Annotated in this window: 20 protein-coding genes; all 20 read left to right on the top strand. The window is 30.7% G+C overall.

All coding sequences use genetic code 11. From position 1 onward, the window contains the following. Positions 1–126 precede the first annotated feature (126 nt). The 20 genes from BM319_RS04380 (at position 127) to BM319_RS04285 (ending at position 16,288) form a co-directional block, all read left to right on the top strand. On the top strand, positions 127–1,347 hold the full coding sequence (locus BM319_RS04380; RefSeq protein WP_091021398.1) for a phospholipase D-like domain-containing protein: 1,221 nt from the start codon (positions 127–129) through the stop codon (positions 1,345–1,347). 181 nt (positions 1,348–1,528) lie between these two features. Further along, a complete protein-coding gene (gene argC / locus BM319_RS04375; RefSeq protein ID WP_175495550.1) occupies positions 1,529–2,560 on the top strand; it encodes an N-acetyl-gamma-glutamyl-phosphate reductase in 1,032 nt (343 codons plus the stop codon). A 13-nt stretch (positions 2,561–2,573) separates the two neighbouring features. After that, entirely contained in the window at positions 2,574–3,797 is a 1,224-nt protein-coding gene (gene argJ / locus BM319_RS04370; RefSeq protein ID WP_091021397.1) for a bifunctional ornithine acetyltransferase/N-acetylglutamate synthase, read from the top strand. A 14-nt stretch (positions 3,798–3,811) separates the two neighbouring features. After that, complete coding sequence (argB, locus tag BM319_RS04365; protein ID WP_091021396.1) at positions 3,812–4,582, top strand: acetylglutamate kinase; 771 nt, start codon at positions 3,812–3,814, stop codon at positions 4,580–4,582. Beyond that, positions 4,575–5,738, top strand: coding sequence for an acetylornithine transaminase (argD, locus tag BM319_RS04360; protein WP_025568798.1), 1,164 nt, complete (start codon positions 4,575–4,577; stop codon positions 5,736–5,738). The genes argB and argD overlap by 8 nt, the downstream gene beginning before the upstream one ends. A gap of 157 nt (positions 5,739–5,895) precedes the next feature. Further along, positions 5,896–6,363, top strand: coding sequence for an NUDIX domain-containing protein (locus BM319_RS04355; RefSeq protein WP_025568797.1), 468 nt, complete (start codon positions 5,896–5,898; stop codon positions 6,361–6,363). A gap of 142 nt (positions 6,364–6,505) precedes the next feature. Next, on the top strand, positions 6,506–7,414 hold the full coding sequence (locus BM319_RS04350) for an aminoglycoside phosphotransferase family protein (RefSeq protein WP_091021395.1): 909 nt from the start codon (positions 6,506–6,508) through the stop codon (positions 7,412–7,414). A 536-nt stretch (positions 7,415–7,950) separates the two neighbouring features. Further along, positions 7,951–8,292 (top strand): hypothetical protein, encoded by a 342-nt coding sequence (locus tag BM319_RS04340; protein ID WP_091021393.1) that lies wholly within the window; start codon positions 7,951–7,953, stop codon positions 8,290–8,292. Between the two features lie 220 nt (positions 8,293–8,512). After that, positions 8,513–9,073, top strand: coding sequence for an SMI1/KNR4 family protein (locus BM319_RS04335; RefSeq protein WP_069032509.1), 561 nt, complete (start codon positions 8,513–8,515; stop codon positions 9,071–9,073). Between the two features lie 126 nt (positions 9,074–9,199). Next, positions 9,200–9,379, top strand: coding sequence for a hypothetical protein (locus tag BM319_RS04330; protein WP_025568792.1), 180 nt, complete (start codon positions 9,200–9,202; stop codon positions 9,377–9,379). 16 nt (positions 9,380–9,395) lie between these two features. Then, on the top strand, positions 9,396–9,533 hold the full coding sequence (locus tag BM319_RS24555) for a hypothetical protein (RefSeq protein WP_175495549.1): 138 nt from the start codon (positions 9,396–9,398) through the stop codon (positions 9,531–9,533). Continuing rightward, on the top strand, positions 9,518–9,850 hold the full coding sequence (locus BM319_RS04325; RefSeq protein WP_091021392.1) for a hypothetical protein: 333 nt from the start codon (positions 9,518–9,520) through the stop codon (positions 9,848–9,850). Before BM319_RS24555 ends, BM319_RS04325 begins: the two co-directional genes overlap by 16 nt. Positions 9,851–10,013: 163 nt before the next feature. Next, positions 10,014–10,589: a suppressor of fused domain protein gene (locus BM319_RS04320; protein WP_069032512.1), complete on the top strand. Its 576-nt coding sequence runs from the start codon at positions 10,014–10,016 to the stop codon at positions 10,587–10,589. Between the two features lie 165 nt (positions 10,590–10,754). Continuing rightward, complete coding sequence (locus tag BM319_RS04315) at positions 10,755–11,105, top strand: hypothetical protein (RefSeq protein WP_069032513.1); 351 nt, start codon at positions 10,755–10,757, stop codon at positions 11,103–11,105. A gap of 183 nt (positions 11,106–11,288) precedes the next feature. Continuing rightward, entirely contained in the window at positions 11,289–11,756 is a 468-nt protein-coding gene (locus tag BM319_RS04310) for a hypothetical protein (protein ID WP_069032514.1), read from the top strand. A 171-nt stretch (positions 11,757–11,927) separates the two neighbouring features. Next, positions 11,928–12,791 (top strand): YxiH-YxzG fusion protein, encoded by an 864-nt coding sequence (locus BM319_RS04305; protein WP_069032515.1) that lies wholly within the window; start codon positions 11,928–11,930, stop codon positions 12,789–12,791. A gap of 219 nt (positions 12,792–13,010) precedes the next feature. Then, complete coding sequence (locus BM319_RS04300) at positions 13,011–13,622, top strand: hypothetical protein (RefSeq protein WP_069032516.1); 612 nt, start codon at positions 13,011–13,013, stop codon at positions 13,620–13,622. A 425-nt stretch (positions 13,623–14,047) separates the two neighbouring features. Continuing rightward, positions 14,048–15,052, top strand: coding sequence for a serine hydrolase domain-containing protein (locus tag BM319_RS04295; RefSeq protein WP_069032517.1), 1,005 nt, complete (start codon positions 14,048–14,050; stop codon positions 15,050–15,052). A 180-nt stretch (positions 15,053–15,232) separates the two neighbouring features. Beyond that, the gene (locus BM319_RS04290) at positions 15,233–15,901 is read left to right on the top strand and encodes a Type 1 glutamine amidotransferase-like domain-containing protein (RefSeq protein WP_069032518.1); all 669 of its coding nucleotides are present in this window, start codon (positions 15,233–15,235) and stop codon (positions 15,899–15,901) included. A 162-nt stretch (positions 15,902–16,063) separates the two neighbouring features. Further along, positions 16,064–16,288, top strand: a complete 225-nt coding sequence (locus tag BM319_RS04285) for a hypothetical protein (RefSeq protein WP_025568784.1) — start codon at positions 16,064–16,066, stop codon at positions 16,286–16,288. Positions 16,289–16,457 lie beyond the last annotated feature (169 nt).

Genomic DNA, 16,457 nt, shown 5'->3' with positions numbered 1-16,457 from the left:
CTTTTATTTTGTTCAAAAAATTAACTTTTTGAATTTAACAGTCTTTAAATTATTTAAAATAAATATGGATATTTAAGTCATTTTATTCAAAAAATACTCTTATGCCAAACTATGTAAGAGGAATCTATGAAAAAAATATTAAAATTCATATTTAAAACTTTAGTACTCCTATTTTCACTATTGGTCATCTTATTTGCTTTAAATGAGATTGAAATGGAGAAAGCTCAAAAAAAGAATATTTTTGCTGAAAAGCCAATAACTTATCCAATGGGACATAGTGATTTGTCGATTTATACGAACGGAAGGGAGTTAAATAACCAATTATTTCATGATATTAGGAATGCAAAAAAGGAAGTGCATATTTACTTTTTTTCAGTTTCTAATGATCGTGTTTCACATGAATTTTTAGATGTCTTAAAAAAGAAAAGTGATGAAGGAATTCCAGTTTATTATGCTGTTGATCGTCTTGGTGGGATTTTATTAGAACGGAAAGAAAGAAAATCTTTAATTGATCATGGAGTACATTTTACCTATTTTAATAAACCGCAATTATCCTATTTTTTTGCATCGATAAATCATAGAAATCATCGTCGAATGACGATTATTGATGGGGAAATTGGCTATATTGGTGGGTTTAATATAGGGAAAAAGTATATTGATGAAAAAAAAGGGTTAAAACCGTGGGAAGATGTTCAGCTTAGATTAGTTGGCAGCGGTGTTGAAGGTTTAGAAAAACAATTTGTACATGATTGGAGAAAAAATTCAGACCAGAAAATTACTCAAATGGAGATCAGTAAAAAAATTGGAAGAAGCCAGCATCAATTTGTTTCTTATACTAAAATAGGAATTGAGCAAGAATATAGTAAATTGTTTAAACAATCAAAACAGTCTATAACAATTTATTCTCCATATTTTATACCGAATAATAAAGTGATATGGGATTCATTATTGGATGCAGCAAATAGAGGAATCGAAGTAAAAATACTATATTCTCATAAGTCAGATGCACTTCTAGTACAACAAGCAGCATTTCCATATATAAAACAAGCATGGAAAAATAACATAAAAGTCTATGGGTTTAAAAAAGGCATTTTTCACGGTAAAGTAATGAACATTGATGATAAAGTACTAATGATTGGCACTACAAATTTTGATTCGAGGTCATTTCATTTAACGGATGAATTAAATTGTTATATTTACGATCAACAATTTATCAAACAGGTAGAACCAGAATTAGACGATGTATTTAATCATGCTTTTGAAATTACGCCTAGTTATATTAAAAATTTACCGTTTAAAGAAAAAGTAAAAGAAAAAATTGCGAAAGTATTTGAGTATTATTTATAAGGTAAAAAACTAGTTATACTACTTTATTTTTATTTAAAGAATACAATAAAAAATAATGTAAGATTAATCAAGAAAATTGGTTAATCTTTTTTTATTTTTAAATATTTATAAAAATACAATTGATTTTATAATTATTCATAACTATAATGAAGAATATAATTTTATAAAAGGGGAAATTAAAATGAAAGTCGGTATTATTGGGGCAACTGGATATGGTGGTCTTGAACTCGTAAGATTACTATCAATGCATCCGGAAATAAGCGTTATGAATTTTTATTCAACATCAGATTATACGGAAGATTTGACTACTTATTATCCACATTTGTCTACTAGTACTAGTGGTGCAATAAAAAAGTGGAATAAAAATAAATCGGTTTCCGAAAATGATATTTTGTTTTTTGCTACACCACATGGAGTTAGCAGTGAGTTAATGGGAGAAATCGATTTTTCAAAAACAAAATTGATTGATCTATCAGGAGATTTTCGATTAAAAAAAGAAGAAACATACCAAAAATGGTATAAACAGTCACATCCTTGCTTTTCAAAAACAAATGAATTTACATACGGACTATCTGAACTTAATCGAGAAGCGATCAAACAATCCAATAATATAGCTAATCCGGGATGTTATCCAACAGCAACGCTACTCGGAGTCGCGCCATTATTAAAGGCAGGAATTGTACAGAAAAATTCAATTATAGTAGATGCTAAATCTGGAATTTCTGGAGCTGGAAAAACGGCTAATCAAACGACTCAATTTATGAATCGAAATGAAAATTTAACAGCCTATAAAATTACTGAACATCAACATATACCTGAAATTGAACAATTTATTGGAACAATTGATTCAAGCCAGGATTTTATAACATTTACACCACATTTAGTACCAATGACAAGAGGGATTTTGTCAACAATGTATGCTACTTCAACACGTGAAATTAGTAACGATGAATTAAAAGAAATATATAACCAAAGTTATGAAGATTCCTATTTTGTGAGAGTAAGAGACGGAGTACCTTGTACAAAAGATGTTTATGGCTCAAATTTTTGTGATTTATACGCTACTTATGACAATCGTACAAATCGAATCACAATCGTTTCTGTTATTGATAACCTTGTTAAAGGGGCAGCAGGGCAGGCAATTCAAAATATGAATTTAATGTTAGGTTTACCAGATGAAACAGGTTTACAATTTACACCAATATTTCCATAAGGAGAGATAAAAGTTGATAACAAAAGAAAAGAATATAAAAAAAATAAATGGAACAATTACATCACCAAATGGTTTTTATGCGAGTGGAGTTCATGCTGGACTACGTTATAAACGTAAAGATTTAGGATTAATTTATTCTGAGAAGCCAGCATCAGTTGCGGCAGTTTATACATTAAATTTATTTCCAGCTGCACCAATTGCGATTACTAAAAAGAGTATTGCATATAGTAATAAGCTTCAAGCGGTTTTAGTAAATAGTGGTTGTGCAAATGCATGTACAGGTAAAAAAGGAGAGGATGATGCTTATTTAATGAGAGCATGGTGTGCTGAGCATCTTAATCTACCAGAACATTTAGTCGCAATCGCATCAACAGGTGTTATCGGTGAATATTTAAAAATGGATCGATTAAAAAGCGGCATCGACAAGTTAACGATCGGTAATAATTTGGAAGATGGAGAAGATTTTGGTCACGCAATATTAACGACAGATACTGTTATAAAAACGACTTGTTATGAAGTATTGATTGACGGGAAAATTGTAACGATTGCTGGATCTGCTAAGGGTTCAGGAATGATTCATCCAAATATGGCAACTATGCTTGGTTTTGTGACAACTGATGCTACGATTAGTTCTGGTCAGTTGCAAACCTTATTAAAAGAAGTGACAGATCAGACATTTAACCAAATTACAGTTGATGGAGATACTTCAACAAATGATATGGTTTTAGTTATGGCAAATGGAGCTGTTGAACATGAGGAATTAACTGAAAGTCATCCAGATTGGGAGAATTTTGTAGCTGCATTTCAATTTGTTTGTGAAGATTTGGCTAAAAAGATTGCTAGAGATGGTGAAGGGGCAACTAAGTTAATTGAAGTAAATGTAAATGGAGCTTCTAGCCAAAAAAATGCAAATCAAATTGCTAAAACAATCGTCGGATCAAATTTAGTAAAAACAGCTGTTTATGGTGAAGATGCTAACTGGGGAAGAATTATTGGTGCCATTGGATATAGTGGGGTTGAAGGTAATTTTAATCAAATCGATATTTCCATTAATGGTGTAACGGTATTATTTGGAAGTAAACCAGTTGATTTTAATGAAGAAGAGGCTAAAAATGCTTTGAAAAATGAGATTATTTATATTGATGTCCATTTGCACGAAGGAGATGCACTTGGTACTGCATGGGGCTGCGATTTAACTTATGATTATGTGAAAATAAATGCAAGCTATCGCACATAAGGGGGAAATAAACATTGGAAACAGTCGTTATTAAACTTGGTGGTAGTTTAATCCATAACTTATCAAATACATTCTTTGAAAATATTAATCAATTAAAAATGAGTGGTAAAAAAGTCATCCTTGTTCATGGAGGCGGACCACTTATAAATAACTTATTATTAAAGTTTTCAATTCCAGTAGAAATGGTAGACGGTATTCGTAAGACTTCATCCGAAGTTTTAGAAATTGTAGAATATGTACTAAACGGAAAAATCAATAAAGATTTAACGATAATTTGTAATCAATATAATATTAAAGCGATTGGACTATCAGGATGTGACAATCTATTACTGGAAGCTTCACTTTATAATAAGGGAAAGTTAGGTTGGGTTGGAGAAATTGAAGATGTCAATACGAATCTATTAGATTTACTACTTAACAATGATTATGTACCAGTTATTTCACCTGTCGGGGTGGATAAAATTGGCCAAAAATATAATATTAATGCTGACGAAGCGGCAAAAAGTATTGCCAAGGCAATGAATGCAGAGCTACTCTGCTTTATCACAAATACAAATGGTGTTTTAGATCTTGAACAAAAATTGATTGAAAAAATTACGCCAAGTGAAGTTGATAAATTAATCAATGAAAAAACAATTTATGGTGGAATGATTCCTAAAGTTACGAGTGCCTTAAATGCATTAAATGTAGTAAATTCAGTGGCAATTGTTGGTGAGAATTTCTTAAATGAAAATGGAACGATTAACGGTACAGTATTTACAAAAGGAGTTGTGTTAAGTGAGTAATTTATTCCCAACTTATAATAAAAAACCAATTAATTTTCAAAATGGAAAAGGTACTTACCTATATGATGACGAAAATAACAAGTACCTAGATTTTTTAAGTGGAATTGCTGTTTGTAACTTAGGTCATTGTCATCCAAAAGTTGTAAATGCACTAAAAGATCAAGTTGAATCGATTTGGCATGTATCAAATTTATTTACAATAAAAAAACAAGAAGAGTTAGCTAAAAATTTAGTAAAAAGCTTTAAGGATGGTTTAGTATTTTTCTGTAATAGTGGTACAGAAGCGAATGAGGCAGCTATAAAATTAGCAAGAAAACATTCAGGTAAATCTCATATTATCAGTTTTAAACAAAGTTTTCATGGACGTACTTTTGGATCAATGGCTGCTACAGGTCAGTCTAAAATTCATGAAGGATACGGTGAAATGTTAAGTGGTTTTACATATGTACCATATAATGATTTGAATGCTTTACAAAATGAAATTAATGAAAATACTGGAGCAATTATTTTGGAGGTAATCCAAGGTGAAGGTGGTGTCATAGTTGGTAATAATGATTTTTTTGAAGGGGTTCAAGCTCTTTGTAAAAAACATGAATTATTACTCATTGTTGATGAAGTACAAACCGGAGTGGGCAGAACAGGAACAATGTTTGCCTATGAACAAACTCCACTAAATCCAGATATTATTACGCTAGCAAAAGGTTTAGGCAATGGTTTTCCAGTTGGAGCAATGCTTGGTAAGAACAATCTAGCTAATACATTCTCGTTTGGTGCACATGGTTCAACTTTTGGTGGGAATTATTTAGCAATGGCTGCTGCATTTGAAACAGTCAATATTATTAATGATTTGCAATTTTTAAATAGTGTAAAAGATAAAGGACAGTATTTATTTGAAAAATTAGCTGAGATAAAAGAAGAGTTTCCACAAATAATAGAAATCCGCGGTAAAGGATTAATGGTCGGTATCGAGCTACATCTGTCTGTGGATCAACTAGTGGAACAATTTTTAAAGAATGGTTTAATCGTTGGTACTGCTGGCCCTAATGTATTAAGATTATTACCGCCAATCAATCTATCATACGAAGAAATAGATGAAGCAATCCAAATTATGAAACAAGTTCTTTCTTCTTATTTTTTAAATAGTCAAGTTAAATAATGGATAGTATTTTTTGACTAGAAGGCATTCATGGACCTATACCATGATGCCTTTTTATTATTTAGGTCTTTCTTCTTGATTCATAAAAATAGATTGAAAGTTGAATTTATTTTTTAGATAATGGAATAATCACTTTTGGTGGGGGAGGAGATAGGCTATGTATCATATTCGTGTAAGAGCATGTGCTTTAATTGTTGAAAATGATTCAGTTTTATTAATTCAATTTAAAGATGAGGACGGAATTCACTATAATTTACCAGCTGGTGGTACCGAACCTGGTGAAACAATTATTGAAGCTGTAAAAAGAGAAGCATATGAAGAAGCAGGTGTAGAAGTTGAGGTTGGAGAACTAGTATTTGTTTCAGAAAATGCACCCCAAATGACCGGTCATAAAATACATGGATTAAGTTTAATGTTCCGCTGTCATATTAAAGAAAACTCAATTCCAACGATGCCACCAAACTCAGATCCAAATCAAACTGGCGTAATGTGGATACCAATTAATGAATTAGACAATATCATCTTATATCCAAATATTAAAGATCAAATTATTCAATATGCAAAAGGTAAGTATCAAAATAATCGATTAATTGAAGAGTACAAATTAAAAGAACAACTAACTTGATTATTCTCTCTATCTTTCATTTAATGGAAGTTGAGTTCTCCATGTGATTTTAAAAAAATGTAGGACTCAACTTTTCTATTTTTCCAGAGTAAGAGTACTTCAGTCCAACTCTACATTTATTCTATATAAAAAAGGTGATTAAATGATAACTCTTCCAGAACAGTTTATAAAAACGATTAAAGATATCCATAAAGAAAAAGGAGAAATTTGGCTGGAGAATTTTGAAGACTTATGTAATAGATGTGAAATTCGATGGAATATGAAAATATTATCACCATTTGAATTATCATATAATTTTGTAGCACCAATTTTAATTGATGGTCAAAAAAACGCAGTAATTAAACTATCAGTCCCTAATGAGGAATTTAATAGTGAGGTTGAAGCATTAAGAGAGTTTAAAGATAATGAATTCGTTAAAGTTATTGATTCCGATCTTAATGAAGGAATCCTAATTTTAGAACAACTATTACCTGGTGACACTCTTGCTACGATCGAAAATGAACAAGAGGCAATGGGTATTGCCGTCAAAGTGATGAAAAATTTATGGAAAGCTGCACCTAAATACACTAAAATACCTTCCATTTTAAGTAGAGAAAATAGCTTAAGAAGAATCCTTGAAAAATTTCCTAATGGCTTAGGCCCTATATCAAAAGAAATGCTATTAGATGCATTTGATATTTTCAAAGAAATGAATCGTACACAATCTACAAAATACTTACTTCACGGCGACTTACATCATTATAATATATTAAATGCTGGAGAAAACTCATGGAAAATTATTGATCCAAAAGGATTAATAGGCGAAAGAGAATATGACATCATCCAGTTTCTTTTGAACAACTTAGAGGGGAAAGATATTTTTACGACTCTAGAAAATCGAATTGATCTACTTGTTAAAGAATTGAATCTAAATAAAGAAAGAGTACTCCTATGGGGATATTCGCATGCTGTATTATCAACATGTTGGAGTTTTGAAGATGAAGGAACGAATAATGAATATTTTTTTCAGGCTATAAATGTTTTTAAAAATTTACATAAAAAATTTTATTAGTTTTTTATTAGCTGCTTTATCTAAACCTTTAGGTTCTGCAACTAAATTGCATTTTAATTAAATAAGAAACGATATGATATATAGAAGTCATAGAGGAGAAGTAACATGACTATATTCGTGATCATCACCGCATTATTAACGTTTACAGGACTAATAAGTTTATCATTTAAAGGTAAGGAGTTTTATTATAATGAGGCTTTCAGTGGGCATAGTCCTGAAATTATAGGTGCAATATTTGAATCACTGATAAATTTATTGCCATGGTATTTAAAGAAAATAGTCACTTTGCTTTTTTGCGGTTCAATATTCATAGCATGTATGTGTTACTTAATATTAGTAATTTAATAAGTTATTATTGTTGTAATTAAGTTGATTAACATGAGTTGAGTTGCCTTGGCAGCTCTATTTTTATTCAACAAAATGGCAGTCTAATTCAATAAGAAACAAGGTATTTAAAGAAGATTTATAGAAACAAGATAATAGGAAGAATTTTAATGAGAATCTTCTCTTACAAATAAAATAGGAGTAAATCGATCATGAAATTGCGAGGTATTCTTTTAACTGTAATTGCTTTGACTTTATTATTTACAGGATATAGAGTTTTTTCTTCTACATACAAACCAGTAAATAATAGTACAACTTTCTCTGCTAAAGTAATAGATAAAATTCAATCAAAAGATAAATATATCATTGAGGTAGTAGATGTTAATAACAATGATCGAACAGGAAAAGTAATTGTAAATGATGAAAATGTCTGGAATTTGATTGAAAATAAACGAGAATATTTTATGGTAGTAAACTATAAATCAAGTAAAATGTATACGCCTCTATTCAGTGAAGGAAAAGCAAAGTTACAACAGATTGAAATTGTTAAATAAACTGGAATTGAATTTTAAATCTTATTCAATATTAATAAATATTTACAATCTTATGTAACCAACACAATGCATTAGTTGAAGATCAAGAACAGCCAAAGGCTGTTCTTTTTTATTAAAGTAAATGGCAGATTAGTGAAATATGGATAGGCTAAAAAAAGAAACAAATAATGTTTTTTATCAAGTACAATATAGTTAAACATTACCTTTTAGGAGGAAGTAAATGGAGCTATTAAATAGAACTCTAAATGGACTGAAAAAAAGACTTGAAAAAGCTAACACAATTTATATCCAACATACTGAAGGAATCGTTTACGAAGTTACTTGTGATTTCAAAGCATCAGCATCTGAAAAAGCTTTAAAATTATTTGAGGATCAAACAGGCTATACGCTACCACAAGATTATAAGGATTTTTTAAAACTACATAATGGTTCAAGTCTGTTATATACATCTGAATATGGTGATGGTATTGAATTATTTTCAATAGAATACACGTTGGAACTGTATGAAAGCTGGAAAGAACACTCAGCATTTGAACGTAATTTATTTGCAATTGGAACGTGTAAAGATGGATATTTACTAATTGACGCAGATCTTTGTAAACCAACTCCTAATCGAGATGGGAATTATATACATTGGTTTATTGATGACGGGTCTGAAGAAGATGTAATACCGTTGCATACTAATTTTGAGTTATGGTTAGATCGTATCATTGCGGCACAAGGTGATGATTACTGGAATTGGTCTATATTTTCGGCAGAAAACTATTATAAATATAAATAAGTTTCTTATTCTACTAAAACAATGATTTAGTTCAAAAAGGTATTGTTTTTATTGTGAGCGGTATATTAAAACTACTTTCGGTTGCTTTGGTAGAAAGGACTGGTAAAGATAATTTAGGAGAAAAATATGAACTTTACACATCTTGCAGTTGCACCATTATATATTATTGTTTCATTAATTGGTTTAGGATATCTTATTTTTTGTTGGAAAGACAAGGGTTGTTTAAGTATGTTGTTCAAAATTTATTCCATTTTACACATAAGTATCTATTTTGTTGCACTTTATTTATATATAACGGGAAAGTGACACAAAGGGGGAAGCTATGAATTCAGAAATGTTAATACAATGGTATAAAAAACACAATATAGAAGACAGAACGATTAATGGATTTTGGACATACCTTGATAACTGGAGGAACGAGGATTCCGATTTGAATTTGGAGATTTGGATAAAAGATTAATTGAATTAGAGGTTAAAAAAATCCAGTTTACTCATATATTTAATTATAATGATTTTATTTATGTCCTTCTATGGATTTATTATAATGACGAAAATATAGGTTCATATAAATCTGTTTATACAATGGATGGAGAAACTGAAGATGATATTCTTAATTTCGATGATAACAGGTTTATAAAAAATCTCGTTGAATCAACCAATAATTCAATAGAAATAGCAGAGAAGGCTTTAATGGAAGGGATTTCTAGCCAAGTGGTTGGAAAAATTTCTGGGTTGAAGTCTTCACTTATAGCCGATATCAAGAGTAAAGTCTCATAAAAATCCCTATTCAACGAACGCATGGTTTAGTTGAAGAAAACGAGTTGCTAGCAGCTCGTTTTTTTATTTAACAAAATGGCAGGTTAGTTACATAAGGAATGATATAATTACGTTATTAGTACCAATGATTTTAAATAAAACATCTTTGAGTGGGGAATTAAAAATGAGCGTATCAACAGAAAACAAACAGATTGCTAAATTTGCACTAAAAGTATTTGGAGGTAAGCCTAAAGTTAATAAATATTGGGATGACAATAAAGCAAGTTCAATTGACATACTGTTTTCTAAAGATACTCAATTTGACGATAATGTATTTGCTTTTGCTACTCTTGGTCTTTCCGATTTTTCTATTGGTTATGAAAATTATGAATTGCCGCTAAGAGTTGAATTAGTGGGAGCAAGTGAATTTGAATGTTTCCCAAATCTACTGAGTTCCTGTGCGTTTTACATTATCAATTCTAATTATAAATGTTTCCCAGGAGCAATATTTGAGAATGTAGTTAGTATGTATTTGCCTCATAGTGACATGAAGCATATTTTATTTGTTAATCCTTATTTATGGGAAAATAAATTAGAAACATTAAATTTCGAGAAAAAGAAAGTTACTTGGTTAATGATTGCTCCTATTTCAAAAGAAGAAAAAAATTATGCAGAAGAATATGGAATAGAAGCTTTAGAAACTTTATTCGAAGAGAAACAAATCAATATTTTTGACTTGGAGCGCAATTCTTCAATCTAAATCCTTATTGAACTAAAGCATGCTTGAGGTGAATATCAGCTATCAATTCAGTTAGCTTTTTTTATTCTACAAAATGGCAGTTTAGCTGAATAAGGAATAATAAAATATGTTACTATTATGAAGTAATTAATGTTCTAATTTAAAAGTTCGAGAGAGGTAGTTTTAGTGAAAAAAGCTTTTTATTTAATTTATTTTTTACCGATTCCTTTTTTTACTACATGGTTTGACTTGAACAGAGTTCCGTATACATCTTATTTTTTATTATTTGCAACTCTTATTCTGGCGTTACTGCTAGTTCGATTAAGAATGAGTCGCTTTTTCATAGTAAATGCACTCGTGCTTTTATTATCTATTATTTTAGTGAAAATTTTTATACCAGAAGATGGTCCATATAAAATAATTGAAAGAAATTTTTCTCCAATTTTCTATTTTATATTATATTTTCTAGGTCAATTATTTATTAGGTTTATATTTCACGTTATAGCTATCAATAAATCAGTGACAAAAGTGCAGTAATTTTAATTCCTTTAAATTTAAAACCAAGAGTTTGAAGCTATACAACTAAAGCAGTGCGATAGTTGTAGATCAAGATCTGTTTCGGCAGTTCTTAATTTATTATATTAAGAGGAAGTTTAGTTCAAGTGTAAATGATAAAATAAATTTAAAATTATTATAAATTAATTAGGAGATTAATATTTAATGCCATTAATCCATGATTTTTATTTAGTACCAAAGGATGTAACATTAAAAAATGATATAATTGGTTACATGGATTCTATAATAGAATTTGGAGTAGCTCACGTTAAAATACAGGATGAACTTATTCTGTATATGAATGATACGATAAGTTGGGTACCATCAAAAAGAACACCTTTTACAAAGGGATTTAATGAAATGGGTCTAGATTATTACGGAATTACGATTTTCGATGAAAACTCAACAACTATTTTAAAAGACGTTCTACTTGGGTGGAGAATGATATTTGCTAGTGCTCCGAAAGTATTAATCTTAACAGGTATGTACGTTGAAGGTGATCATGAAGAAGATGGAGAGTACGAGAAAATTACTTTTAATCAAGATGAAGTTCTTCAACAATTGGATGCTTTAATCGCACTAATTGTTGAAGTCGAAAAGCATAGTCATAAAATTTATCATATAGGAATTTAAAATTCAAAATAAAACTAAATCTTATTCAACTAACGTATGCAATAGTTAAAGATTAAGAGCAGCCAAAGGCTGTTCTTTTTTATTAAAATAAATGGCAGATTAGTTGAATAAGAAGAACAGTAATCTTTATGATATCTTATCATTATATGAACATCTTGGGGGATAACATTTATGAAGAATTTTAAGCCAACGTTTTACAAAAATGTTGATGAAATCGCAGGTGAAAACGATTTTTTTAAGATTAGCATAGATTATAATGGGAATCTGGTTTTGCTAACAGTAAAGCAAGAGAAGGGAAAATATCTATATAAAATTTTTCATTTTATAAATGGAGAAATAAGAATAATTGAAATCCCTTCTGTTTCTTACTCTTTTGAATTTGCACAACCAATTGAGGAAAATTGGTTACTGGTTAGTTCACGAACTGACGATGACGAATGTCTAATTAACAATGCAACTATTTATGACGTTCAAGGCAACGCTTTGGAAACTTTCTCATTTGGCGATGCCATTGAAGATGTGCAAACTACTAAAAACTCAGATATTTGGGTGAGTTATTTTGATGAAAATATGGATTATGGATTAAGATGCTTTGATACTCAAGGATCACAAACCTTTAATTATATAGATTTTGTTAAACAATCAAATAATGAAGTTCCTTTTATTGCTGATTGCTATGCTTTAAATGTTACTTCAAATGAAACAGTTTTTATTTACTATTACTCGAAATTTCCTTTAGTTAAAATTGAAAAAGATAAAGATACTTATGAAATATTTAAAAATATTCCCATTCGAGGCAGCCATGCATTTGCTATCAAGAATGATTTTGCTTTGTTTAGTCATGATTATGGTAGAAAAGGTGAGGTATATTTATATTCGTTACAAAATAGGAGTAAGAATCTATTTTATACTCTGGATCAAGAGGGTAAATCTCTAAACTATGATTATGCTAAAGGTAGAGATAATAAATTATTCTTAACAAAGGATAAAGATATTTATCTAGTAGATATAGAAAATATATTAAGTGTAATTTAAATTGAAGTTTTCTAAAGAGTAAATGAACTATTTCTTACTCAACTAACGCACTGCGTTAGCCATCCATGAATCCTCAGATTCACAACAGTGAATGGTAGTTTATTTCGTACTCCCAAGGTAGTTGTATTAGGATCCTGTATCCAAAGTTGGAGCTTCAAAAAATATCCTTGAGTACCTTGAGTTTCATCATAGTTAAACAATAAGTGAGGTAAATAATTTATGGAATATCCAATAATGGAACCACCATTTGAAATAAAATCTTTTAGGGAATTAAGTGCTAAAGAATCGAAGGCACTTTTAAATTGGTTTGAGAGTCAAATACCTGTACGTCTAGATTTATTACAAAAAGCAATAAAACATACGACCGATGATTCAACTGAATTTCTAGATTTTAGTCCCTTATCATTGATACCATTGTGGCGTTGGTTCTTAGACCAAATTGAAATTAAGGAAAAGACACAAGAAGAAATCATGATCGAGAAATTGAATATTCCTGAACAACTTCGAAACATAATTGAAATAGAGACGCAAGAATTAAGTGTTGGAACACAAATTCTTGCGATGGATATTGCAATTTATACTGCCGAGGTATTAATAAGAAGTAATTCAGAAATAAAATGGGGAAGAATTAGAAAACCCAAGAGTTCTATAGATGTAAATCGTCCAGTTCTAATTAGTAATTCGTCTAAGGTGGTAATAAACCCGACTAATCAAATTAGCAATCTGACAGAGCGAATGGTGGAAATTGGAAATACTAACGAAAGAATACTTAAAGAAAAATATGAATCATGGGTTTATTTTTTCAGTAATAACCATTTAAAAGAATATTGAATAACTTTTATTAAATTTTAAAAATGTTGATTATTGCAAAAGAAAAAGGCATTTATTTCTAAATAAAAACAAGCTGAAAGACCGCATTTATTACTTGCTGTCTTTTTTAATATTTAATTGAATATGATATAGTCATTTTTTATGATTTAAATAGTAATCTTATTATATTTTAATCACTTCCGATGCAGCTAAATTTCTTTTGTTTATATGACCTATTATTTTTCTCAGAAAAAGCAGGATGCCACTAACTATTTTGCCAAAAATAAAAGTGACTGCTCATACACTCCTTAAACTAATGGAATGCGATATTTCAATAGAAGATCGCATTTTCTAATTCAACAAAAATGGAAGGTTAGTTGAACAAGGAAATTCAAATTAAATGTTGAATTTATAAACTTAAAAGAAGTAATAGGTGGATAAAGTATATGAGTGATAAATTCAAAGAAATAGTAAACTGGGTAGAGAATATAAATGTTCGAAATCGAAGTTCTGCTTCAGCTTTAATAATCATGAAAGATAATAATATAGTGCTAGAAAATTATAATGGTTTTCATAGTAATTCTGATAATTCTATACCTGTAACATTAACATCTAAGTTCAATGTTGCTTCAGCAAGGAAATGTTATTTAGAATTAGCAGTTGCGTTTGCACTATATGAAGGGAAAATTAAAAGCCTTGATGATTATGCAATCGAATATTTTGATGAACTAGATGAAAAAATACTTGGAAAAACAACAATAAGACATTTAGTTACACATTCACATGGCTTGAATGAGACAGATAATGGATCAGTTTTTAGAGAATTTGAACCAGGTCAAGGATGGGCATATAGAGGGATTAACATATTAATGATGACAAATCTCATAAAAAAACTGTATAACAAAAGCTTTCCATATCTTCTAAAAGAAAGGGTCTTTAGACCATTAGGATTTAAAGAAACTAGCTGGGAAACAAAAGAAAATGAGAGTTTAGTTAAAGTAATTGATAATCCTGACAAAAAAGCATCATTTAAATTAGGATATTCAAATGATGGTTCCGAGTCTAACCTTCATGTCTCAACAAGAGAATTTGCATACTGGGGTAATCTTCATTTGAATAAAGGAAATCTAAATGGAAAACAGATAGTCCCCAATGAAGTTATTGAAATAGCAACTCAAGTTCAAAATTTTAATAATAAAAATAAAGATTTACCACAAAATGGCTTGTTTTGGTATGTTCAAGATATTCCGAGGAAAAAGAGTGAGATTGGTGATAGAGTACCACAAGGATCTTATCAAATATTAGGAATAACAGGTCCAACTATTCTAGTAATACCTAAATATAATGTTGTTGTTGCTAAAATGTATAACAAAAGATATAACTATGGTGGAGATCATTATCTTTATTATTTAAAAGAATTCAGTAATATAGTAGCAGATGCTTTTAAGTAATAGAGTAACATTCTAATGTAACTTACGCAGTGCGTTTGTTGAATAAAGAAGTTACATGAATAATTTTCCGATTCGCCCATTGATTAAATTGAAGTGTTCTAATCAGTCATAAAGCTAGGGTTGCTATTATAGAAGAATGAACAAAATTGAAATTACCAAACTAGGACAAGGAGTGAAGTTATGAAATTTCTGCTTACATCTGGAGGCATCAATAACAAAAGCATACTCGACGCGTTGGTAGATATGCTAGGCAAGCCAATTGCTGACTCCAACGCCCTGTGCATCCCCACTGCGATGTATGGACACCCTTGGGTTGGTCCTGGCGTCAAAGCTTGGGAGTTCATCAGTGGGAAAGAAGAAAATCCCATGGTCAGCCTCGGCTGGAAATCAGTCGGCGTGTTGGAGCTCACAGCGCTGCCAAGCATCGACGAAAACCGCTGGAAACCACTGCTTCAGGAGACAGATGTATTGCTGGTGTCAGGCGGTGACGCCCTATACCTGAACCACTGGATGCGTCAATCTGGGCTGGCAGATCTTGTACTGTCACTGAACTCAGTCTATGTGGGAATGAGTGCTGGGAGCATGGTGATGGGACCTAACATAGGGGAATACTTCGTTGGCTGGACTCCGCCAAACGGTGATGATGAAACACTGGGACTGGTTGATTTTTCAATCTTTCCGCACCTAAATCACGAGATGCTGCCAGGAAACACCAGTGCTGCCGCAGAGAGATGGGCAGCAGGGATGCCGGGGCCGGCGTATGCGATTGACGATCATACCGCCATCAAAGTAATCGACGGAGAGGTTGAAGTTGTTTCCGAAGGGCATTGGAAACTGTTTTCGCCCTGATACTATTCCTCAGGAAACTGTTGCTAAATTAATATTGAAATAGATTGAGTTGCTCATTTTAACTTAAATAAGGATGGGCTATATTAAAAATTCATAACATAATGCAACTATCGCATGCAATAGTTGAACAACCTTTAATCTGCTTTGGTAGGGAGAATCAAATTGAATAGTTACATTTCATCAGGGGCTTGGTTTGTGCAAGTGATTGGTATTGGAATAATAGGAATTGCATATTTTCATACAAAAGACCGTCATGATAAAGCAAGAAAGAGAGGGAGTACATACTTTTCAGTAGAACTCTTTTTATTATTACCATGGTACATCGCTAAAAGTTTAATTTTCTTTTTAGGTGTATTTTTCATTTTAGTTCCTTTTAGTTCGTTGTAAAACTATTTAGAACTAATACAGTGCGTTAGTTGAAGATCACGATCTAGTATAATTTACAAAAAAGGATGTTTATATGGCACATTAATTGTAATTATTTATATAACTTCAATACTTGTATCATACTTTTTTGCGGGTACTTATGCTCCATTAGTGGGTATCGCTATTGGAT

This window comes from Bacillus sp. UNCCL81, from assembly GCF_900112535.1.
Taxonomy (GTDB): domain Bacteria; phylum Bacillota; class Bacilli; order Bacillales; family Bacillaceae_G; genus Gottfriedia; species Gottfriedia luciferensis_B.
This window is presented reverse-complemented; position numbering and strand designations above follow the sequence as displayed.